The sequence below is a fragment of the Nostoc sp. genome (genome assembly GCF_036919675.1).
Taxonomy (GTDB): domain Bacteria; phylum Cyanobacteriota; class Cyanobacteriia; order Cyanobacteriales; family Nostocaceae; genus Nostoc.
The window spans coordinates 51,824-75,976 of sequence record NZ_JBALCP010000100.1 but is presented as its reverse complement, the minus strand read 5'-3'; the positions used below and the strand labels follow the sequence as shown (position 1 = coordinate 75,976).

Below are 24,153 nucleotides of genomic sequence, written 5' to 3'. Positions count from 1 at the left end.
ATAAATTTTAAAGTGGCTCAGGTCGGAGTTGAACCAACGACCCCAGGCTTATGAGTCCCGTGCTCTAACCAACTGAGCTACTGAGCCATATTTATCCAAATCATTCATTAATATAGCATACAAATTTGCTCAAAACTAGCCCCTTTTGCAATTTTATTACAGTTTCCATCCCTGTTGAGGTAATAGAAAGCAAAAAAGGGAGTTTACCTCCCTCAACTAACAAGGCAATGATTTAGTTAGAGACAGTCAAGAATTACACGCGATTTGGTGGTAAGAAGGCTATTGGGTTAACAGCACCCTTACCTGGTGGATGGATTTCAAAGTGGCTGTGTGGCCCAGTGCTGTGACCAGTGCTGCCCATGCAAGCAATTGTTTGTCCTTGATGCACGTGCTGACCTGGTTGTACCAGAATCTTACTGTTATGAGCGTACCGAGTCAGACTGCCGTCAGGATGGCGGATATCGACAACATTACCATAGCCTCCGTTGTTCCAGCCTGCTTTTTCTACTACACCATCCGCTGAAGCACCAATGGGTGTGCCAGTGGAGTTAGCAATATCAATTCCCTTGTGCGGTCTTCCCCAACGCATACCAAAGCCAGAAGTGAGAGTGCCCTTCGCAGGCCAGTTGTAAGCTAAGGTTGAAGTAGATGGAGGAGGTATCAGTTCGTCAATGGGTCTAGGCAAATATTGATCCACTGCTGCCAAAGGTGGCATCACCTGTGGAGAAACTGTCCTTCCCCGCATCATTCCTAAGGAGTCAGAGGCATTTACTCTTCTAGGAGGCGTTGCAACTCTTGTGCCCGATGGAGTGCTAGAGGGAGTCCACTGGCTAGCAGACCCTAGATTAGGCAAGAACTCTGGGTTTACTGGCTCGGTAGGGCGTACAGCAGTACTGAATTGGGGCTTAATTGGCTGAACGCTATAGCTAGACCTAATAGGTGTAGGAACTGGAATTGGTATTGCTACACTATTCGGTCTAACTGCGGGATTGGGTACTGTGAAATTATTGGGGGTAGAAATAGGAGTGAGCATTGCAGCATTATTCATTTCGCTAGCTGCTACTGGCACAATTAAGTTACCAGACTGTTGAGCGCGATATTTCTGCTGTAACCTCTGAATTTCCCCTTGCAAGCCCCGCAAACGGTCGTTATTGTTTCCCCTTGCTACCCTATTTGTTGGTGTTTTCGGCTGTTGCATTTCAGCAAAAGCTGTTGGCACTGGACCTTCACCCCCGACGCCGTAAGATCTAGCCGTGGGAGGGGCTGTTTCTAAGTCGGTCGCACTATTTGCCTGAATCTGAACAGTTACCGGTGTAGGGACGGTAACGCTACTGTTGTCGGCAATAGTTGGTGATTGTGAAGTAGGTAGATATGAGTTGGCACTACCAATGTTCACAGGGGAGGTGGCAGCATGAGGAGTTTTGCTGGACTCTACAAAAGTGGGCTTGGTCGCTACAATTGCCTCAACTTGAGCAGCAGGAATAATCAGTTTTTGACTAATTTGCAGTTCATTTGGATTATTGAGGTTATTTGCCTTAACAAGTTCTGGTACTGAAGTATTGTATCTGCTGGCGATCGCTGCTAGTGTATCTCCAGGCTTAACTTCGTAGGCTGTTCGAGCCGAGGACGCAATAACTGTTGGTGTAGCTGGTGTTAGTGCAGTCGTCTGTGTCTTGTGTTTTAACCTCGATATCAACTTTGCTTTGCTCGCATCGCCAGAAGTGTCCGACTGAGCTAATACAATTTTCTCAACTACAGTCGTCGGCTGCACCAACCCCATATCAGCTTGTGATAAATTTTTGGTCTCCCCAGAGCGCAACTGTGCCAGACTGTTTCTTAAACGGTTCGATTTTTCTTGTAAGCGATTCAGTGCGAACTCTTGTTGCGCCTTAAGTTGTGCATTTATTTCACTATTGGCTGCGCCAGATATTGCCACTGTTTGTGGCTGGGCAGTTAGTGATGCATTTGTAATACCAACACCATCAGCACTAGAGTCAGACAGATTATTGACTGTTGGGAAACTAGTTTCGGCTAAGGTATTGTTCACTCCCTGTGCCACTTGAGGCTTCAGGTGGGTGGAATTTTTATAAGCCGCTGTTGCTTGGGAAAACGTTGCTAATGCAGGAACTTGCAAAGACATTCCATTTGCCGCGACTTGCCATTTAGCTTCAAGCCCAGGCACTTGTGAGACTGCCGTTGGTTCCACGATCACAGGATTTTCCGGCACGCTCGCTGATGAGACTGCTTGGGACTCCAGCTTTGTGGAGGCGAATTTCACCTGAGTGTCAGAAACAGCAGGAATCGTTGACGTTGCCTTTTGGCTGCCTACTGGCACCGCTGCTTGGGCTTGATCGCTTTGTCGAGTCACCAAAAGGCTGGTTGCTCCCATAGAGATTGCCAAGCCAATCATGGCGGCTTTTGTCCGCACCCGGCGGTTAACTTTTGGATTCATCACATTTAGCAGTTCTACCGGGGCATCATCGCTGCTGGGGTTATTGTTCAACACAGCTTTTACTCTCTTTTTCAATGCTCGTTTCAAAGACGACCTCCTATGATCACTAGCGCTTAACTGACCTCGATTTTTCAGTTGGATACTAGTCAATGATTTAGATCACAACGAACGATAGATCAAGATCACATTCACCAGAGATGCTTACGCAAGATTAACCTGCTTCTCTGATTTAGACAAGTTCACACGTGTTAGCAAAACTTAAAGTTTGCTGTGTTTTCTTATCCCAACCACTCCTCACACCACTTAGGACATTTATACTCTTTACCATTATCCGCGCCTGTCTTGCGTCAATCGCGGGGACTGGACAAACTATTTGCCAAGTCCATAGTCGCTGCCGAGAATTAAATTGCTGCGACTTTTGGAAAAGTGATGCCCCCTGCTGTAGATATCTTCAAGATATTTCTACCCAATCAGTCTTCTTCAAGACGAGACTTTACGTTGATTATTCCTTAAAAAACAACCGTATTAACTATCGGCTACTTTGGGGCTGCTTTCTAGCGTTCCTAAATCCAAAATGGCTCAAATACCAGACATGACTGGATTTTAGCGCTTTTGTTCCCCAGTTTAGATGTTTCAAATTGATCAAAATCTACCATTCAAATTTGGCATTATCCCAAGTTTTATATACAAATTTCTTATAACAACCTTCCTGTGTTTGTAAGTATCTTCCACTACAATTTACGAAAAAAACAAAATTAGAGTATACTTTTTTACATATTACTGCCGTATTCAGCAAATTTTTGCTGCCACAAATCATTCATCTAATAGATATTTGGAGAGAGCATTAGTAAATATACTTATAGTCATGCAGGTAAACAGCTATTGTAGATAGCCTAACTGACGACGGGTTTCAAATAAGCCAATTGCCACACTTACTGACAGATTCAAGCTGCGAACCCCCGGTTGGCTCATGGGAATATACAGAGTAGCATCGCAATCTGACAGAATTGTTGCTGGTAAGCCCGTGGTTTCACTACCAAACAGCAGCCAATCATCAGGTTGAAACTGAAAGCTGACATAATTAAAATTTCCACCGACAGTATAACCCAACCATCTGCCTCCACGCTCTTGATGTACGCTTTTAAAGGCTTCTAGGGATTCGTGATAGTGCAGTTTGACATAAGGCCAGTAATCTAATCCAGCTCTTTTGAGGTAGCGATCGCTAATTTCAAAGCCCAAAGGGCCCACCAGATGCAACTCTGTACCCGTAGCTGCACAAGTCCGAGCAATATTACCTGTATTAGGAGGGATTTGTGGGTTAACTAAAACTACCTGAGGCATTATCCGTATAATCTACGTATTGTATAAAATAATTGATTGTCAATGTTAAATCTACCAAAGGGTAGAGGCTATTCATAGGTTTTGTTAATAATAATCAAGCATTCTCCATTGATTAAATTTTTAAACCAAAGCACAAACCCTCCCAGAGCAATGGTCTGAGAGGATATTTGGCTAAAATCATGAAATATTAAGTTTTATGTAGAGAAGATAAGTGTTCCTGTCTTTTGGCGTGAGTAGTGTCTCCAAGAAAATATACCATTTGTTTGAAGACACGAGATGCGGGCATTGGCCATTAATTATTTTTCCCTCATCTCCCTCATCCTCTGCCTCCTCAATTAAGCTAATAGGGACGAACACAATTTGTCTTCGAGTTCGATTTCGCGCTCTTGGGTGGCGACAATAGCCTGAGTGATGACGCGCTGGCTGTCAAAACCGACTGAGTGTAATTGCAACCACTGTTGAGCTTCATTGCCTTCGCGGAGGATTTTGTGTAAAGGGGAAAGGAAACAGCTAAAGCCTTGTTGTTTGGCGATCGCCCAAACATCTTGGTACATTTGGGCAATCCAATCTCTGGCTAGGATACTTCTGCCATCTTGCCAATGCCTCAGTTGAGCATCGAGACTACCAGCAGCAACAGCAGCTTCGTTGTCACCAGTCAAGGTGACGAGTTCTTCACCAGAGAAGGTACTTTGGGTTAATGGATCGATGCTGGGATTTTCGATTACTTGCAACAAACGCGCTTCTAATAAGCCAGTAATAGCTAGCAAGGCAATGGGATCTGTGACTAAATCGCAAATTCGCAATTCTAAGCGATTCAAGTCATAGGGACGGCGATGGCCATTTGGTCGCACTGATGTCCACAAATGCCGCACGTTTTGCATGGTTCCTGCAACGAGTTGATTTTCCACCCACTGAATATGATCGGCGTGGCTGGCGAATAACGGTACATGGCTAGGCGTTTGCGGAAATAGGCCCCAACGGGTGGAGTGATAGCCAGTAGTTTTGCCATCTAGGAAGGGAGATGAGGCGCTAAGGGCGAGAAATAGAGGTGCTTCCATACGGATCACCCGACACGCCCGCATTAATACTTCTGGGTCGCTGATGCCTACATTGATATGTACGCTGGCGGTGACTACTTTCGTCCCGTAGGTGTTCTCAATGTAGTCATGATAGGGGTTTGCTGGATCGGAACGCAGAAAGCGATCGCCCCCACCCAAAGATAAAGTACTCCCAGGTATCAGGGTGTAATCGCCCAAGCGATTGAGGTAGTTTCGCAACTCCCGCCGGGGACGCAGCAAGGCACACAATAAATTCTCGTAATTAGGGGATGGTTCGGTTATGTATTCGACGTTGCGGCTATCTGGCTCTCGCATAAATCCATCCAAAGCTGCAACAATTTTGTCGGAGAGACCTACGATTTCACCTTGAGGCGTGCCAGTGTAAATCTCAATCTCAAAGCCTTTTAATAAGACCACCTTGTTCTCCTCGGCTCTCTGCCTATAAATTGTATCGAAGAAGACGAATCTCTGAATCTATCTTTAAGTCAATCAAAGGTTAAGAATCATTGAATTGCCAACTCATACCAAATCAGGACGACAGATTTATTGCCTATCTTCGGGAAAATTATTATTACTTAAGTATGAAAAATATCCTAATTATGATTCACGCACTGTACAAATAGACATCATGTATGTTATTGAAACTCGGTCGTTTTAGACAGTTAGCGTAGACCAAAGACACTCCGTTCAATAGGTTTTTTATTAAAAATCGTCTGCTAATTTAAAACAAAAATATATGTCCAAAGATATATATCAGTTTTGCGTGTATACCACTGAGGTATTAATATTACATTAAAGTAGGAAATATAATGCTAACACCATGATGTTTTATGTTGTGGCATTGCTATTCATACTTAGATAATAACAAGGTAGCATGAAGGGATAACTATAGATAACTCGATAGTAAAAGCCTTTAGTGTAATGCTGAGAGTTTTTGCTATTGAGTTATCTATGTTGCAATATAAAATCATTGGGTGAATCCTTATCTTGAACAATATTGAGACGGAGTAACTGCGCCCATACTTCATCACTAAGTAAGTTTAAAGCAGTTTTAGGATTGTTAATTGCGATCGCGCCTACAACCTGACGCCATCCCTGTTGCAATTGCAGGGTCAAAGCCTCTTCAATAGAAACCTGATTCAGCAACGAAAGTGCTGTTTTAAAAATTGCTGAATCAGCTTGTATATTCTTCGACCTTAATCCTTGAAGTGCTACATTTAACCACACAGGCAGAAGTTCCAGCCAATTATTTTGCTGTATCTCTTTGAGTGCAATATCTTCCATACCTAGCGCACCCCACACACATAAAGACTCTACAGCCAGTTTATAATCGCGGTTTTCTAGAGCATTTTTCCATAATTTTTGAGCGTGATTTTGGAAGCGATTAGCGAGAAATTCATAAGCTTCCTGAACTTGATAGGGAATTGTTACTTTATAAACTGACTCACCTCGTGGTAGGTAATCGCCGCGATAAGATAGCCAGTTATGAGATCCACAAAGATGGATTTCCTGATCAACTATTACTTCTTTGACATGGGAATCTCCCAACCAAAAAACCTGTACACATGGCAAACCATCAGGTGTTTTTATCGCTCGAAGTTTTTTCTCTACTTCTAGTGGTATTGGTTTATCTTCATCTTCTTGTCGTTGCGAAATTCCATGTCCAATTAAAATCCAAACTCCGCGATTAGCTAATTTTTGTAACAGAGTTAAAAATTTTTCATTTACAACAGACTGATTCACCCAAGGAGAATAAATCAAAACCTGATTTTTAGCCGAATTTAAAACTTCTGAAAAAGCTTGGCTAATTTGTCCATTACGTAACTGTATGGCTTCACCTAAGACTGTAGAATTATCTACTTTTTCACTGGTTTTTGTAGCATTTTCTAGCGCCTTTTGGCGAATATTTTCGAGCCTAGCTTCTGTTTCAGTCTTTTTCTGCTTGAGAATGGCTTCACGCTCAAAATTAATGGTTTCGGTTGACAATTTACATAATGCTTGCAAAGATATTTTCCCTTCAGCGTGTAGCACTTCTAACCAATTTGATGCTGACTCTAAAATTTGCTTTCCATTTCTTATTTGGATACTCAACTTATCTTCAAGGGCATCGAAGATAACAAAAAGTGATATCTTCCTCCAAATTTTTTGAGTCGAAGCTACTACCTTACACGAAGTAATAATTTTTCCATCTTCTGGCATATGAAGTGCTAAACCTGAAGCCTGAATACTTTTTTGTATTTCCTCAAGGGGTAACATGGAAATATCAGTAATTGTATTATCAATAGTTATAAAATCTGCCAAGTCAGGCAAATTTATCACTGTCTCGTTTAAGGATTCAGCTTGAAAGGTGATTTTGTCGCTTAAAAGGTCTGTAATAGCATTAAGCTGTACAGGATATGGGGGCTGTGGTACAGACCCTTTTTCATAAAATGAACGCCCTTCAGGAGTGACTGTAATTGGCGATGTTGCTGATAGAGTTTGTAATGAACGAAGAGTTACAGTAGTAGTTTGGATAAATACAGAATCAAGCCCAAGTACAGAGGCTAATTCATCCTCTGTTGGCGGAGGTTGAAATTCAATAGCAGCGCGGATTATAAATTCTTCGAGTACGTTAAACTGGCGGGGTTCCTTGATTTCTACTTTTACCGGAGTTTGACGCAAGCTATAGCGAAATTGACGCGCTGCTAAAACTGATAAACTAAGACTTTGCGCTTCTATTTCGTCTACTAAATTTTTGAGATTGTCATCAATCGGTTTAGCAGAAGAGGCGAGAAACATCAACGAAACCTCCATGTAGACGTACGATGTTTGAAACATTGGAGTACATACTCCCTATTTGTCCACGCTGCTGAGTAAATAGCGAATGACAACCCACAATTATTAATAGTTCTTGAGCGCGGGAAAATGCAACATTAACCCGTTCTGGCTTCTTGGCAAATCCCACATCTCCTCTACTATTATTGCGAACCATACTAACAATTACAATAAGTCGTTCCATACCTTGAAATCTGTCTACCGTACCAGTGGTAATTTGCAGTGATGGAAAATGTTCAGATTGCAGGGATTTATCAATTTTTCTGAGTTGAGCGCCATAAAATGTAATCACGGCGATTTGTTTTTTTGGTTCACCATTAGCAACTTTAGAAGACCAAGCACTCTCAAATTGCTTACACAAAAGTTGAATCGCAGCAATTTCTTTAGGATTAAAGTAAGAAGTTCCATCTTCTTCCTCTTTAAACTCATTTCCTCGAGGCGTTTTTATCCAGATAAGATGGTTCTCTGGTTTAATTATTTCGCATTCTAGATTATGTGCGCGTTTGGTATCAGGCTTTAAGATACCACATTCTAGTTTACCGTCATAAAACTGATTGATTGCACCCATAATTATAGGGTGCATTCGATATTGTGTAGTTAACATTTGTTTGATGCTATCATTAGCAGCTTCAAACTGAATTTTAAATAGTGATTCTTGCAATAATTGTAGTTCCGTATTTGTGCTGCCAATCTCTTGAGAAACTTCTTCTAAAGTCTTCGTGTCAAGCATGGGTGGTAATTGTCGATGGTCGCCTACCATAACCAACTTTTTACCTTTCAAGGCGGGGATTAATAACTCTGGAGGAGTACATTTACTAACTTCATCAATAATGACGACATCAAAGTATTTGAATTCTTGTGAAAAATGGTAATTTGCAGCTTGAACACAGGTGATACCAACGACGTTGGCATTATCTAGATAAATATGCCTTAAATCTGTGCGATCGCCTTCTGTTGGCTTTCTTAATTTTCCAATCCAATCTTGTACAAAACTCTGATATTTATTAAGATAATTTTCTTCTTTTTGGAGTTGCTGTTGCCAAAATCCAAAATTATTTTTGATGTTACATAAATAATCTAGATTAAACAAGTCTATAGAATTAGTTTCAGGCTTGATTTTATCAGGAATAGCTTCCCAAATAGACTGCCACCAGTTTCGCTCAGTTGATATATATTTTAATTGTTGCTGTAAAAGTTCAACAATTGTTTGTATTTGGCTTTGAGTTTCTATAAATTGGCTTTTGTAAGTTTCAGTTGTTGTCTGTAAGCTAGAAATATGAACTCCCAGAAGGTCTTTGATAGTCAAAAGTGTAGCAAAAGGATCGATTAAGTAAATCAAACTATCAAGTTGTTTTAGCCGATTTTCCCAGATCCGTAGTTTTGCTGTAAATTGTGGGGATTCAGTCAGAATATTTGAGGAATTATTGAGATATCGTTGCACTAAAAGTCTTAATTCATTGGGTAAGTGTGGAAAGGATGAAAGTTCTTGTGAAAGTGCGATTGCTCTTTTAAATTTGAAGTGAGTCTCACTGCGAGAAGTTTCTAGCTGCTTTTGATTAGCAGATATTCTTTGCTGCTCATGAGCCGCCAACCTCATCTGTTCATTTAATTGAGCTTCAACCTGCTTTCGGTCATTTTCTGTTTCAGCCTGTAGTTGCTTCAGCCATGTACGCGCACTCGTAACTATGCCGTTAACCACCTCCGCTGTAATTTGGGAGATAGCCGATTCACTCTCAACAGGTTGAACTCTTTGACATATAATCTGGGCTTGTCTCCTAATAGCCTCAAGAGTTACCGCCGCGCTATAACGGCGGCTATATGGATGTAACTTTTGAGCTATGGAATCCAAACTTTGCTGGTTAACAGCAACCGTAAGCACCCATTCAATAATCCGACCCCACACCCCTAGTGGTTTCTCAATGTCATCAATGCTATTTTGTGCTAGTTGCTTCAGCTTTATGAGGGATTCCACAGGGTCTAGCGCTTTACTAACGCTCACCTGAGAAATAGCAGCTTCATTGATTGAGCGATGACCTAGTATATTTCGCCCCCGCACGAGTAAATCTCTGATTTCACTAACCCGACTGCATACCCTATCCCTTTCATGGTATTTCTGAATTAACTCATTAACTTTTACCCGACACTGATCAAGACTTTGTTGCCAGGGTAGATATTGAGCTTCCATCGTCATGCTTCGTAATCCCGAAGGTAATGAGATTAAGTCAACTGTAAAGTCTTGACGATTTTGTAAGTACTGTGTCAATACATTGACGATATTTAAATTAGCTGTAGACAGCCATATATCAAGGTCACTTATTGCTAAACTGACCTCAGATTCATGGTTGTGTAGATTTTTAATTCTTGATTGTAAGCTTTGCTGATTAGTAAGAAATTGTTGTTGATTTGACTTTAGACGAGCAAGAGATTCTGAATTTTGTGTGTAAGTCTGTGCAGCTAATTCCGCTTCGGTCATTGCAATAGATATATTACTAGCGTAGGCTAATGCTGTGCGAACTTCAGTAATCCAAGAAGCTACAGTATTTTGCAACCAGGCGGCTAAACCAAATAAGCTGTAATTTGGGCGAACCATACCAAGTTCAAAAGCTAAATCAATTGCTAATTTAATATTTGCAGCAAAATTTCGTAAGGAAGCGTCTGTAGATATGTATTGATTCAGACCTGCCCAGAAATTAAGAAGTGCTGGATCTTGCCAGTCTACAGAAGGTGCTTGATTCAGCAAATCCTCCAAAGCAGTTTTCAGAAATTCGACCTCTTTTAGCTGTTTTGCTGCTTGTTGTGATTCATTTTTTTGAGTGGTACAAGCTGACTCTAAATTTGCTTTACGCATCTGTAATAAATTCTGCTTTACCTTAAATCCCTCTTCTACTTTCAGGTATGCTATGAAGCGTTGTGATGCAGCCAATAATTGCTGTAAAATTTTTACATTATTGAGGCGTTGGGTAAGATTTTTTTTGCAATCCGTAGCAGTATTTTCTAACCATGTGCTAATCACTCGATCTTCTAGAAATGGCTGTCCTTCCTCTCCAACTCTTTCGGCGTTTCCTTTTCGCACAGCCCGAATCACTGGGTTATGAACTAATCTACTCAGGGCGTTATCTACTGCTAAATTGGCTTGAGAAGTAATTAGAGTGCGTCCACCCCGGAGAGCAACTTGATAGCAAATCTCGGCAATTACAGTAGTTTTACCAGTACCTGGTGGGCCTTGAATTAGAACTAAATCCTCAGCTGCAAGCACTGTTTCTACTGCTGCTTTCTGGCTAGGATTAGCTGAGGATAACAACAAATCTTCTGGTTGCAATTCAACGGTTTTTTGAATAGGTCTTGCTTGAGAGGCGTCGAATAAAAATTTTCCTAAATAGGGATTTTGAGTGCGTCCCTGTTTTAATTGTGTCAAAGCTTCTTTTTTGCGTTTAATCTGTTGGATGTTACCAACTGCCTCGAAAAACAAAAATCCGGTAGCTGGTAGCTGATAACGCCCTACTGCCATGTAGTCAGCTAAATCGCGTTCTAGCCTCACGCGGATGATGCAACTGTTTGGGACAATTTCTTCAATAGTCCCTAATTGGCGGCTGTTGCGCCAGTTTTGTCCTGTGGGAGTAGTCTCGAACAGCTTAATCTCTTCATTTTTTGCTCGTTTTACCCGTTCCCAGAAGTTTTCCACAGCCAAGGAATTTTCATCAGAACCGTCAAGAGTAGCTGAGGTTACGTCAATCTTAAAAGTGATCGGTCTTCCGAAGCCATTGTGGCTGAAAAAAGGCACACAAAATTGACGTGTTTTAGCGATGTTTTCCTCAATCTGTAAAAATATTTCCCAAATTCGTAGATGATCTTCTGTAGGCAAATGGTCGCCGCATATAGGCATGGCTGCCATCTGTGCCAATGCCGTTAACGGAATATCGATACGATACTTATGATTAGGCAGTAGCCGTAAACGATAAGGTACAGCATAGCCATCAGCATTTCCCTCTGAAAGTTGTAGTAACCTAGCAGATAGTATCTTTAAACCGTCCTTTCCATCTTGTTGGACAACTGCTCTAAATCCTAGTGTTTTTCCTAGCTTCTCAAGTCTTGCAGGTAATTGAAAATCATCCTGGTCTGTTGCTATGGTTAAATCCCAAATTTCTTCTCCAGGATTTTGCCCCGCACCCTTACGGCGTACATAGACTAGGCGAGGCTCTTGACCTAGTAAATCAAATATCATCTCGTTAGCACGCTCTCGTCGCTGCCCAAATTCAGGTAAGGATTCAACGGCTGCTTGACTTTCAAAATTGCTGATTAAGCTATTAATTGCCGAAGAACCTAAGAAGATATAGCCCCAGTTTTCCGAATCTGTTTTAATATTTAAGGAATTTGCCTGGAAAGAGGTAGTAACAGATAGTTCTGGGCTATTAGAGGGACGATTTGTTAAGATTCTGGCATTGTTCATCCACCGCTTGCCTTTGCCAACAAAGTTTTCTAAGTTTAGTATTCCCAAATGCTGGCAAGGAACAACATCTTCAATTTCTGCTGAAGAAAATCCAAAACTATAATTTTGACATCACCTTTAACACCCACCTATTTGATTTTGGCGCATCTTCACACAGAATTGGTATAAGCGTCAATTTCGATTCCTTCCAAAAATCGCACTTGGATGGGAGTAATTTGGCGTACTTCCTGCATTCCTGGCACAAACTGCCGCCGCCATATTTCGGCATCAAGATAATTTATCCCCAGGCTTGCTGCTGCTTTTTTATCTTCTTTGCGGTCTCCAATCATCCAGCAATCATATTCGGGATTTGCTTGACATGATTCTAGAAAATACTCGATATTAATCCGGGAATATTTTTCAATCGCTGCTCTAAGCATTCCATCCCCAGGCTTCCTAAAATTAATTTCTCTGAAGTTACCTACTAATTCATATCCTTCTTCAGGATCTAGAGAACATTTAATAGTTTTTTCTCTAGACACCATTACACATTTTCTCCCCTCAAAATCTGGACAGAAGAATATTTCTTGAAGTTTAGGGAATAACTCTAAAGTAAACTGCATTTCTACAATTGTAGCTTCTAAGATTTTGTACCCGGCTGCAATTGCCGCTTGATTAGATATTCCTATAATCTGCCAATTACGATCAGCAAAATGCTCTATCGCTTTATCTGCGCCAAGCATCGGTTTTTGTCCTTGGGGCCATTCAATATACTTTCCCGTTTTTCCACAGCGAATTGTTCCGTTCAGGTCGAGGAATAAAATTTTCATTCTGTTTACTTTCCTGTAAAATAAAAATTATTTTTTTTCGCGCAATTAAGTAGTCCTTCAAAACAGTGCTGGGAGGAAAACTATTGCGCTTTCAGGTTTAAAACAACGGACAAGGGATCATTGCCGGCTAGAGATTTTAGCCTTGGTGTTTTTACGGTATTGCAATGTCTTATACCAACTTTAGGGTAGACTGTCAAGTGCTGTTTAACGAACGTTTAAAAAATTTACACTTTGAAAGAACTTGACAAACTAGCTACTATGACTTGTGCGTACTAGATAAGTCCTACACGCAATCAATCGACCCAATACTCCATAATTCCCTCACTACCCCGTAGTGTCCCTTCTAGCTGTGGGTTTTGCATTGCTGGTTGCGATGCGATCGCTCTTGAACGACATGCCAAGCTACGCCAAGCCACCAATTACAGCGTTTGCAGCTTGAACGCAAGTGATACCAACATAGCAGGCAGGCTTCATGAAATATGAGTAGTTATATTTACCTCCTCCAAGGATGGTGGCAACTCAGAAGAACTAGCGCTAGTTTCTGGTGTTGAAAGCTTATTGTCTACAATTCCATCCCATGAATAGTTGCAGATTTTAGTCCGAAGCAATGTACCAAACGTCAGGTTAATTGCTACGGCGAAGGAATCGATAAAAATTAGATTTACAAAGCGATCAATCATTAGACCCCCTTGAGCTAAATTAAGCATCAAGTGATATTTACTTTAGACTACACATGCCACAATCTCTTTTCCAGAAATGTCTGGTATCTGAATATTTTTCGGTTGAAAGGGAAAGGGGGAATGGCATTGCGGGTAAGGGCAAGAGGAAAGAACTCAATTATTTATCGCTTTAATCTTAAAAAGAAGTGACGCCAGACGAGGGACTTCATCTCATCAGCATAACTGCCACCGATGACGCAAGCGGCTAACCTCTACCTACACGGGTTAATTTGCCCAGTATATCGCCTCACTTTCGTCTACCAAATTTTTGAGGTTGTCATCAATAGGTTTAGCAGAAGAGGCGAGAAACATCTACAAAACCTCCATGAAGACTTACAATATTTGAAACTTCCGAATACATACTTCCGACTTTACCTGATTGATGGATAAATAAATTATGACAACCCACAATTATCAGCAGTTCTTGAGCGCGAGAAAAAGCAACATTTACCCGTTCTGGCTTCTTAGCAAATCCCACATCTCCTTTATTATTATTGCGAACCATACTCACAATTACAACAGGTCGTTCCATACCTTGAAATCTGTCTACTGTACCAGTACGAATTTCTAGAGAAGGGAAAAGTTCAGATTGCAGACGTTCATCAATTTTTCTTAATTGAGCGCCATAAAACGTAATTACAGCAATTTCTTTTTTCGGTTCCCCATTAGCAACTTTAGAAGCCCAAGTACTCTCAAACTGCTGACACAGACGTTCAATCGCATCAATTTCTTGAGTATTAAAGTAAGAAGTTCCATTTCGTTGCTCTAAAAACTGATTCTCTATAGGCGTTTTTACCCAGATAAGATGCTGAGATTCTTGGATAATTTCGCCTGCTAAATGATGTGCGCGTTTAGTATCTGGCTCCAAAATACCAGATTTTAGTTTACCATCATAAAACTGATTGATTGCTCCCATAATAAATGGGTGCATTCTATACTGTGTAGTTAGCATTTGCTTGATGCTTTCATCAGCAGATTCAAACTGACTTTTAAACAGTGATTCTTCTAAGAATTGTAGTTCTTCTCGTGTATTGCCAATTGTCTGAGCAACTTCTTCTAAAGTGCTAGTATCAAGCATGGGTGGTAATTGCCGATGATCACCTACCATGACTAACTTTTTACCTTTCAAAGCTGGGATTAGTAACTCAGGTGGAGTACACTTACTAACTTCATCAATGATGACAACATCAAAAGATTTGAATTCTTCAGAAAAACCTCTATTTGCAGCTTGAACACAAGTAATACCAACAACGTTGGCATTATCTAAATATATACGCCTTAAATCGTCGCGGTCGCCTTCAGTTGGCTGTCTAAGTTTTCCTATCCAATCTTGAACAAAATTCTGATATTGATTGAGATAAATTTCGTCTTTTTGAAGTTGCTGTTGCCAAGATTCAAATTTTATATTAATGCTGCGTAATAACTCTATATTAAACAGGTCAACAGCAGAATTTTCTGGCTTAAATTTATCCGGTATTCTTTGCCATTCTGTCAACCACCACTTTCTTTCTCCTCTTAAATTATCTGATGGCTGTGGTTGTAATCTCTGTTCTATTTCGCGGAGGCTAATTTGTAATTTTTGAAGCTGCTGTAGAGAAGTTTCAGTTTCTTCTTGTAGCTTTGATAAATGCTCATGTAGAGAAATTTTAATTATCTCCAGCACAGCAAAGGGTTCTAATGATGAAATTAAAATTTCAAGCTGACTAATACAAGTTACCCAAGAATTCACTTGATTTGAGAATTCTTGCGGTTGCTCCCAAATATTTGATTGTGTTGCAAGATATTTTTCAGTTATAATGCGTAATTGATCAGGTATATTTTGTTGATTAAGTTCTTGCAAAATATTAATAACTTGTCCAAGTTGCAAATTAGCATCTTGCTGCGCTTTTTCTACCTCAGCTTGAGTAACAGATATTTGCTGTTGGCTGATCTCATTTTTCTGAAGTTCAGCTAATTGTCGTTGCAGATGTTGAAGTTGTTGTTCTGTTTCCGTTTTTACTTTTAAAACGCATTGACGTGCATTTATAAGAATAGTATCTAGTAATTCTTGTGTAATTCTGGTGAGAGTAGAGTTAATATTATTCCATTCCCATGATGCACCATAGGTTTTTTGCATTCTAATTAAGAAAGCCTGGGTATTCTCAACCAGCAATTTTCGCTGTTTGGGGTTGAGTAGTTGATAATTACTAAACTGTTGATAGGTTTCTTGCCATTGAGTGCGTAGGCAAAGCCCGCCGTAGGTATCGCTCTTTGATAGCACCATTGGAATTTGACTAAAATTTTGTTGTAAAAAATAGCTAAAATTATGCTGTTTACCCCGTCTGTCAGTGAAACCTCCGTCTATCTCATAAGCGATCGCTTTTGCCAATACCTCCCAGTCTGGTAGGTTAATATTGTAAATTTTTGGTACTATTGGTAATTTTAATGTATTAGCAAACATCAACAAACCTAGCGGCAAGTCTACTAAATTCTCTGTTAGTGGTAAACCTGATTGATGACAATCTTTCAAAGTTTGATACAGATGAGAAGGTGCTGTAGATTTCCATTCTTTAACTGCTGAGATAATATAATCTATTTCCCGTTTGCGGTTTTCCCATATCTGGATTGTTTGCTGGATGTTTTGCAGTTTGGTAAGATATTGCTGATAATCTGGTTGTAGCTGATTTAACGAGGCGAAATTTTGTTTGACAATCTGCACCGATGCTGCAACTTCTGACATGGCTTTAGTTGCATCTTGAGCATAAGTAAAAGCAGTTTTAAATTCAGAAATTTCTCTTGCTACAGTTTCACGCAACCAAACTGCTAAACCAAAAGCACCAATCGCCGGACGCACCAAGCCAAGTTCATCAGTATATTTTATGGCTTTACGAACATTTGCTAAAAATTCTTCTACTAAACTGTTACCTTCTGTGTAAGGCTTAAGAAGTGGTAAAAAATCTGTAACTTCTGGAGCTTCCCAGTTGATATTTGGTGCAATATTTAGGATATTTTCCAGTCTTGAAATTAGGGATTCAACCCCGTTATATTGTTCTACAGTTTCGCTGTAAGATTTTTCTTTAGTTTTAAAGTTTTCCTCTAATTTTAACTTATTTTTATCGAATTTAGTTTGTTGCTGATTGAATTCTTCTTCGGCTTGGAAGTAGGCTGTGAATCTTTGTGATGATGCTAGTAATTGACTGAAAGTTTGGATATTTTCAAGCCGTTGAGTAAGATTGTTTTCGCAGTCATTTGCAGTATTTTCTAGCCATCTGCCAATCACTTGGTCTTCTAAAAATGGCTGTCCTTCCTCCCCAACTTTTTCGGCTCTCCCCTTGCGTACAGCCCGAATCACTGGGTTGTGAACTAATCTACTCAGGGCGTTATCTACTGCTAAATTGGCTTGAGAAGCGATTAAGGTACGTCCACCGCGAAGGGCAATTTGATAGCAAATCTCGGCAATTACGGTAGTTTTACCAGTACCTGGTGGCCCTTGGATGAGAACAAGATCCTTAGCGGCTAGTACCTTTTCTACTGCTGCTTTCTGACCAGGATTAGCAGAAGATAATAACAAATCTTGTGGTTGAAGTTCGATAGTTGTTTTGATTTGTCTAGCTTGAGATGCATCGAATAAAAAGTTGCCTAAATAGGGATTTTGGGTGTAACCATTATTCAAATCATCCAAAGCTTTTTTCTTGCGCTGAATCTGCTGAATATCACCAACTGCCTCGAAACATAAAAATCCAGTAGCTGGCAATTTATAACGCTCTGCTGCCATATATTCAGCTAAGTCGCGTTCTAATCTGAGGCTGATAATACAACGGTTGGGATCAACCTCCTCAACAGTTCCTAATTGACGACCGCTAATCCAATTTTTTCCGATGGGAGCAGTTTCAAAAAGCTTCAAATCTTCGTTTTTTGTGCGTCTTGCTCGTTCCCAAAAATTTTCTATTTCGAGGGAATTTTGATAAAAGCCGTCAAGGGTGGCTGAAGCTACATCAATTTCAAAACTAATCCGCCTTTTGAAGTTATAGTTATGACCTACGTAACGCACGCAAAATTGACGGGCTTTAGCGATTTTTTCCTCAATCTGCAAAAATGCTTTCCAAGTTTTAAGCTGATCTTCTGTAGGTACATTTTCCCCACAAACCGGCGTAGCTGCTATGCGTTTCAATGTCGCTGGCGGAATGTCGAGATGATGCTGATGATTAGCCAGTAAACGCAAGCGACAAGGTACAGCATAGCTATCGGCGTGTCCCCGTGAGGGTTGTAACAATTGAGCCGACAGTATCTTTAAACCGCCGTGTCCATCTTTTTGTACAGCCGCTCTGAATCCTAAAGTTTTTCTGAGCTTCTCAAGTCTTGCAGGTAATTGAAAATCATCGGAGTCTGTTGCTATTGTCAAATCCCAAATTTCTTCTCTTGGCTCTTTCGCTGCGCCCTTGCGACGTACATAAAACAGACAAGGCTTTTTACCGACACATTCCAACATTAACTCATTGGCGCGATCGCGCCGCTCCCTAAATTCGGGATATGATTTTAGGGCAGCTTCACCTTCAAGATGGCGGATGAAACTATCAATTGCTGAAGCTATGAATATATAGCCCCAATCTTCAGAATTTGTTTTGATTTTCGAGGATTTTGCTGTTAGTTTATTTACCGCAACCCGAATACGTTCTGTCTCGGATTCTGAGATGGTACTGGTATGGCTTTTGACTACAATTTTGAGCTTTTCACAAATTGCTAATAGCTTCTTGCTATCCAAATTCAATTCTTTTGCTAGTTCATAGATTCTGAGTTTGCCGTTGTTCATCCAGTACTGCCTTTGCCGACAAAGTTTTTCTATTTAGGAAAATAAAACCACAGATGAACACAGATAATTCATCTGTCGTTCCAAATAATAAATTAGGATTTTTGCAATAAGTAATGTTGCATCAAAGTTTGTACTGCTGATAAACTTCACTAGCAGCCCGATGCAGCAGGGAATGCCGCCAGACTAAAGATTTCATATCATCAGCATAACCGCCGCCAATGACACAGGCGACAGGATAACCGCTACTCATACAGGTACTTAAAACCTGCATTTCTCGGCGAAAAATGCCAGCATCGGTTAAAGCTAATTTTCCCAAACGATCGCCTATATGAGGATCTACACCTGCATCATAAAATACTAAATCTGGCTTGACTTTAGACAATAAATCTGCTATATAATTCGCTAAGGTTTGTAAATAAGCGTCATCTTCCATTCCCACCGGCAAAGGAACATCCAAATCGCTGTTTTGTTTAGTACCGGGGAAATTGACTTCGCAGTGCATGGAGAAAGTAAAAACGCTGTCGTCGTCTTTGAAGATAAAAGCTGTGCCGTCTCCTTGATGGACATCCAAATCTACAATTAGGATTTTGTGGACAAGTCCGAGTTTTTGTAAAACGCGGCAGGCGATCGCTAAATCGTTGAAAATACAAAAACCAGATCCATAACTGGGAAAGGCATGATGAGTGCCACCAGCCGTATTACAAGCTAAACCCTGACTTAGTGCCAGTTTAGCAGTGAGTATCGTACCACCTACCGCTACACAGGTACGATTCGCCAGTGCTGGACTCCAAGGCAAACCAATGCGACGCTGTGCTTTGGCATCTAGGGTTCCCTCACAGTAAGCTTGAACGTAGCTTGGAGTGTGGATTAACTCTATCAACTCTAGCGGCGGACGTTCAGGGGTGTGAAATTGTTCTTGATTAGCTACACCATCAGCTAACAGTAATTCGTAGAGTTGTCGGAACTTAGACATCGGGAAGCGATGTCCTTCAGGTAGGGGAGCAATGTAATCTGGGTGGTAAATAATTGGCAAGTCCATAATCCAGAAAATCTCAAGCAGGTAATCCGACAACTAACAAGGTAAAATTTAGCCATAATCGCAGCAACAATGCTGTTCTCCTAAATGTAAAACTCCAAATTTAAAATTTATATGATGGAATGGATTACGCCGATATGGTTTATTCTAGCTGGCTTTGTGGCTGGAATAATTGGTGAAAAAGTTATCTTTAAAAAACTATAAATATTCGTTACTAATAAACGAATTGTTGGGAGTAAAATTATATTTCGCTCTCTGCACCGCATGACTTTTATTTGGTTTGTCATCGCCGGTTTTTTTTGGGCAATTCTCAGTTCTTCCCTCAAGCCAGAAATTGCCATCGTCCTGCAAAAAATTCTGACGATCGCATTGCTGTTTTCAGTAACCCTAGTCTTAGCCAGATTGACTGCCGGTTTTGTTAATTTATTTATTCGCAGAGCAGAAGGGGTTCCCACATCACTAATTTCTAATCTTGCTAAGGCTACTGTTTTCGTTTTGGGAACATTAATTATATTGCAAACAGTGGGTGTTCAAATCACACCAATAATCACGACTTTAGGTGTTGGTGGTATAGCAGTTGGTTTGGCACTTCAAGACACACTTGCAAATTTATTTTCTGGGTTTTACTTAATTATTTCTAAGCAAGTAAGAACCGGAGACTATGTAAAATTAGATGCTGGGCATGAGGGATATGTCATAGATATTTCTTGGCGGAATACGACAATTAAAGAAATGTCAAATAATGTAGTCATTGTTCCTAATTCTAAGTTGTCTACTGCAATTTTTACTAACTATCATTTACCTGCAAAGGAAATTACTTTAACAATGGATGTGGGTGTCAGTTATGATAGCGATTTGGAAGAAGTTGAAAAAGTGACTGTAGAAGTTGCCAAAGAAGTCATGCAAGAAATTGCACCGGAATTAAAAGAAAGTGAACCATATATTAGATTTCATACTTTTAATGATTTTAGTATAGATTTTACGCTTTATATGCGGGTAAGTGAATACTTTGATCAGCGGATTGGTAAACATCTATTTGTCAAAAAATTACACAAACGCTATCAGCAAGCAGGAATTCAAATTCCTTTTCCGATTAGAAAAGTGTATATGCAAGATAATTCAGCTAGAGAACGGAATTAGCCCTGCCGACTAGAAGTCTCAGCTAGACGAGACTTTACCTGCCTTTGCAGGTTAGCAAACCTTTAATTTTCCGTTAGTCTGCGTAGGTGGACTACGTTTGTATAGCCGTGATTTCTAATCGCTAGGGCTAGCTGCAACTTAGATTGCTAATGCTCGCTTTTCTAATGCTAGTTGAAAGCGATCGCCTGGTTTCGGCTCAAGCACCTGCGTCGAAAGATTGTTTTTCTTTACTAACGAACGAAATTCCTCAGCACTTCCTTTAGTCTGAATGAATTTCATCAGCAATCCCGCAAACGCCACATCTCCTCCAGCCGCTGTAGATAATATTACTTGAGGCTGTAAAGACTTTACTACTTCTAAAGCACTATTTTGTCCTTTAATAATCGGCCCAAGCAAAGGCAACGTCATGTCTACAAACGGTGTAATCACTACATCGATCGGTGCAGCCTGCTTAAGTTGCGGTGAATGATACCCGTGAGGCTCGTAGTATACAGTTAAACCACTCTCCAATTCTTTGAGGAGATAACTATTTTCCACCAGAGTCGGGCCAATTGGAGAGCCGGGGAAAGCTTTGATTTCAACTTGATTATTTAAAGTGAAAGTTTCACCATGAGCCAATACTGTTACCTGGGTGTAACCTAACTGCTGTACTACCTTGGCTGCATTGGGAGAAGCTACAACCTTGATGCTGTGATCCAGCTGCTTAAGCGTTGGTGGGTGAGTATGGTCTTCTAAACCCTGAGATAGCAGGATCAGATCAATATTATCTGGTATCGGGCGCTCTTGCGATCGCGAACCTTTAAATAGCCAATCCAAATTGCTAAAAATTAAGGAACCAACCAGCCAAGGGTCAATCAGTATCCGTTTCCCGCCGATTTCTAGCAGCCAAGAGTTGCTGTCTAACCAAGTTAAGAACATAAAATTTGTGAAGATAACGCCTATCTTCATTATCAACTGGTCACGGGGAGGACGAACGCCGCTTTGGCGACGGGTTCAAAAATAACATTTTATTCAGTCTTCTTTGAGGTCAGGGAACATTAATATTAAAGAAATACTTTATGAATCTTATTAATGACTGTAACTACACAGCAGTTTGCAAGCCAAGACGCCTTTGAAAAACTCATTTGGACTTGGCAGGGCTACAAAATTCAGTACACTGTCATGGGTACAGGACGCCCTTTGGTACTGGTTCACGGCTTTGGTGCTTCCATTGGACACTGGCGCAAAAATATCCCAGTTTTAGCGAATGCTGGCTACCAGGTGTTTGCTTTGGATCTTTTGGGTTTTGGTGGTTCCGATAAAGCGCCCATTGATTACACTGTGGAAGTTTGGGTGGAACTGCTGAAAGATTTCTGCACAGCACATATACACGAACCTGCTGTATTTATTGGCAACTCTATCGGCGCACTTTTGAGCTTGATTGTACTGGTAGAACATCCAGAAATTGCTGCTGGTGGTATTTTAATTAACTCTGCGGGTGGGTTGAGTCATCGTCCCCACGAATTGAACCCGCCACTACAGATGGTGATGGGAGCTTTTAATCGGTTTGTGCGATCGCCAATTACAGGTAAATTTGTCTATAATCGCATCCGTCAAAAAGCCCAAATTCGCCGCACCCTCTACCAAGTTTATCGAAACCGTGAAGCTGTCACCGATGAATTAGTCGATTTACTTTATACTCCCTCTTGCGACCCAGGAGCGCAACAAGTCTTCGCCTCCATTCTCACAGCCCCTCCTGGCCCAAGTCCAGAGGAACTTTTGCCCAAAGTCGAATGTCCTTTATTAGTGATTTGGGGTGCTGATGATCCTTGGACACCAATTACCGGGGCAAAGATTTACGAAAAGGCGCGGGAGAATGGCAAAGAAATCAAAATTGTTCCCATTCCCAATGCCGGTCATTGTCCCCACGATGAAGTTCCAGATGTTGTTAATGCCCAGATTATCGATTGGTTAGCGCAAAGGTGATATATTTCGCCCCAAGACGCAAAGACGAAAGTAGACTGACGATTGAGGACACTTGTGTGTGACATTGAGCCAAGTGTCCGTCACTAAGAATAACTTTGTGCCTATGTATCTTGGTGCGTGCAAGAATACGGCTAACAATCTGGGTGAGTCCCTCTTATTTTTTATTGCACCTTGACAAAATCAAACTCATGTGAAGTGGAATGGAGCTTGATATGCACAATGGATATAAAGGGATAATTCCCTTAAATCACCATCCAGATTTTTCCGAACTTGGCTATCAAGTTATCACCGAACTAGGACGCAATAGAGAAGGGGGACGCATTACTTATCTAGCTAATGTCCTCAACTCTAATCAACAGGTGGTGATTAAAGAGTTTTGTTTTGCTCGTGCAGGTGCTGATTTGTCAGGAGTGAAAGCCTATGAGCGCGAAATTGAAATCTTGCAACAACTGAATCATTCCCGCATCCCTCACTATGTAGATTGCTTTGAAATGCCAGGGGTTTTTTATCTGGTGCAGGAATACAAAAATGCCCCATCCTTGGGATTAAGACGTAGCTTTCATCCTGAAGAAATTAAGCAAATTGCTCTGTCTATATTAGAAATTTTGGTTTATTTGCAAAAGCAAGTTCCATCAATTATCCATCGGGATATTAAGCCAGAGAATATTTTGGTTGATGAACAACTAAATGCTTACCTGGTTGATTTTGGTTTAGCTAGGATACAGGGTACAAAAATAGCTCTTAGTAGCTTTGTAGCAGGAACCCCAGGTTTTATTCCACCAGAGGAACAGTTTGGTCATTCCCTGACTAAGGCATCAGATTTATATAGTTTAGGAGCAACACTAATTTGCTTACTTACTAATACCTGTTCTGTTGAGATTGGAAAATTAATTGATGAGAACTATCGCTTTAATTTCCAGAAATTAGTTCCTCAAATCAGTCCGCGTTTTCGGTCGTGGTTAATGAAAATGGTGGAACCAAATCGGAAACGTCGCTATGTTAATGCGGCTGTTGCTTTGAAAGTACTCAAGCCCATTGAAGTTGTTGGTACTGCCACTGTGATAGATACTTTAGTCAGTATAATCAAACCTAGAAAACGAGCTACAGTGCTGGGACTAGCCACTGTTGTTACACTGGCTGCACTGGAGGCAACTTTGATGAGTTGTCAGTCTGGTGAGCCGGTTAGGCAATTACTGGAAGCTAGGGAATGTCAAAGTTTTTATTTAAACGCAAGTTGCCAAGAAAATAATGGACATTAAGATCAGTTAGGTTGCATCCAGCTAGGGATTACAGCAGTTTTCAATTGAATAGACTACACGTGTAGGGGCACAATATATTCTGCCCCTACAATTATCTGTATTCCACGCTTGTGAAAATTGCTGTCATTTTCATGAGTATTAAGGTGAATTCTAGGAATAAAATTACCATAACCGTTGGTTTCGACTTACCTCGGCTCCGCTCGGCACAAGTCGCTCAACCAACTGAGTGGTCGAGAGTTGAGCGTACCCCTGCTCTTAAGCAAGCTACGGGTAGCATCTCGCAGAGAAGTTGAAACTCGTCAACATAGGGATTTTTTTCATCAG

14 protein-coding genes, 1 tRNA gene and 1 pseudogene are annotated in these 24,153 nt (G+C 40.7%); 4 read left to right on the top strand and 12 right to left on the bottom strand.

Annotated features, from left to right (window positions below):
* Positions 1-13: 13 nt before the first annotated feature.
* The 11 genes from V7K49_RS21615 to V7K49_RS21565 all read right to left on the bottom strand — a co-directional run bounded on the left by V7K49_RS21615 (position 14) and on the right by V7K49_RS21565 (position 19,468).
* Positions 14-87: transfer RNA gene (locus tag V7K49_RS21615), tRNA-Met, on the bottom strand.
* 166 nt (positions 88-253) lie between these two features.
* Entirely contained in the window at positions 254-2,539 is a 2,286-nt protein-coding gene (locus V7K49_RS21610) for a LysM peptidoglycan-binding domain-containing M23 family metallopeptidase (protein WP_335207378.1), read from the bottom strand.
* Positions 2,540-3,331: 792 nt separating this feature from the next.
* On the bottom strand, positions 3,332-3,793 hold the full coding sequence (locus tag V7K49_RS21605) for a tRNA (cytidine(34)-2'-O)-methyltransferase (RefSeq protein ID WP_334866807.1): 462 nt from the start codon (positions 3,791-3,793) through the stop codon (positions 3,332-3,334).
* Positions 3,794-4,128: 335 nt separating this feature from the next.
* On the bottom strand, positions 4,129-5,268 hold the full coding sequence (gshA, locus tag V7K49_RS21600; RefSeq protein WP_335207376.1) for a glutamate--cysteine ligase: 1,140 nt from the start codon (positions 5,266-5,268) through the stop codon (positions 4,129-4,131).
* 528 nt (positions 5,269-5,796) lie between these two features.
* Positions 5,797-7,668 carry a hypothetical protein gene (locus V7K49_RS21595; protein WP_335207375.1) on the bottom strand — a complete coding sequence of 624 codons (1,872 nt, stop codon included), beginning with the start codon at positions 7,666-7,668 and terminating at the stop codon, positions 5,797-5,799.
* Positions 7,607-12,112: an AAA domain-containing protein gene (locus V7K49_RS21590; RefSeq protein ID WP_335207374.1), complete on the bottom strand. Its 4,506-nt coding sequence runs from the start codon at positions 12,110-12,112 to the stop codon at positions 7,607-7,609. Before V7K49_RS21590 ends, V7K49_RS21595 begins: the two co-directional genes overlap by 62 nt.
* A 149-nt stretch (positions 12,113-12,261) precedes the next feature.
* Complete coding sequence (locus tag V7K49_RS21585; RefSeq protein ID WP_335207373.1) at positions 12,262-12,921, bottom strand: HAD hydrolase-like protein; 660 nt, start codon at positions 12,919-12,921, stop codon at positions 12,262-12,264.
* A gap of 293 nt (positions 12,922-13,214) precedes the next feature.
* Complete coding sequence (locus V7K49_RS21580; protein ID WP_335207372.1) at positions 13,215-13,340, bottom strand: hypothetical protein; 126 nt, start codon at positions 13,338-13,340, stop codon at positions 13,215-13,217.
* A 51-nt stretch (positions 13,341-13,391) separates the two neighbouring features.
* Positions 13,392-13,601: a hypothetical protein gene (locus V7K49_RS21575; RefSeq protein ID WP_335207370.1), complete on the bottom strand. Its 210-nt coding sequence runs from the start codon at positions 13,599-13,601 to the stop codon at positions 13,392-13,394.
* Positions 13,602-13,929: 328 nt separating this feature from the next.
* On the bottom strand, positions 13,930-18,429 hold the full coding sequence (locus tag V7K49_RS21570) for a translation initiation factor IF-2 N-terminal domain-containing protein (RefSeq protein ID WP_335207369.1): 4,500 nt from the start codon (positions 18,427-18,429) through the stop codon (positions 13,930-13,932).
* 121 nt (positions 18,430-18,550) lie between these two features.
* The gene (locus V7K49_RS21565) at positions 18,551-19,468 is read right to left on the bottom strand and encodes a histone deacetylase family protein (RefSeq protein WP_335207368.1); all 918 of its coding nucleotides are present in this window, start codon (positions 19,466-19,468) and stop codon (positions 18,551-18,553) included.
* Positions 19,469-19,579: 111 nt separating this feature from the next.
* On the opposite strand from V7K49_RS21565, the pseudogene V7K49_RS21560 reads away from it, so the two are divergent.
* Positions 19,580-20,605, top strand: a pseudogene (locus V7K49_RS21560) (mechanosensitive ion channel family protein).
* 138 nt (positions 20,606-20,743) lie between these two features.
* Here the strand turns inward: V7K49_RS21560 and V7K49_RS21555 are convergent.
* A complete protein-coding gene (locus tag V7K49_RS21555; protein ID WP_335207367.1) occupies positions 20,744-21,523 on the bottom strand; it encodes an MBL fold metallo-hydrolase in 780 nt (259 codons plus the stop codon).
* A 153-nt stretch (positions 21,524-21,676) separates the two neighbouring features.
* On the opposite strand from V7K49_RS21555, the gene V7K49_RS21550 reads away from it, so the two are divergent.
* From V7K49_RS21550 to V7K49_RS21540, 3 genes are all read left to right on the top strand, one after another.
* The gene (locus V7K49_RS21550) at positions 21,677-22,570 is read left to right on the top strand and encodes an alpha/beta fold hydrolase (protein WP_335207365.1); all 894 of its coding nucleotides are present in this window, start codon (positions 21,677-21,679) and stop codon (positions 22,568-22,570) included.
* Between the two features lie 200 nt (positions 22,571-22,770).
* Positions 22,771-23,829: a serine/threonine protein kinase gene (locus V7K49_RS21545; RefSeq protein ID WP_335207363.1), complete on the top strand. Its 1,059-nt coding sequence runs from the start codon at positions 22,771-22,773 to the stop codon at positions 23,827-23,829.
* Positions 23,830-23,972: 143 nt separating this feature from the next.
* The gene (locus V7K49_RS21540; RefSeq protein WP_335207361.1) at positions 23,973-24,122 is read left to right on the top strand and encodes a hypothetical protein; all 150 of its coding nucleotides are present in this window, start codon (positions 23,973-23,975) and stop codon (positions 24,120-24,122) included.
* The last annotated feature ends 31 nt before the right edge of the window (positions 24,123-24,153 follow it).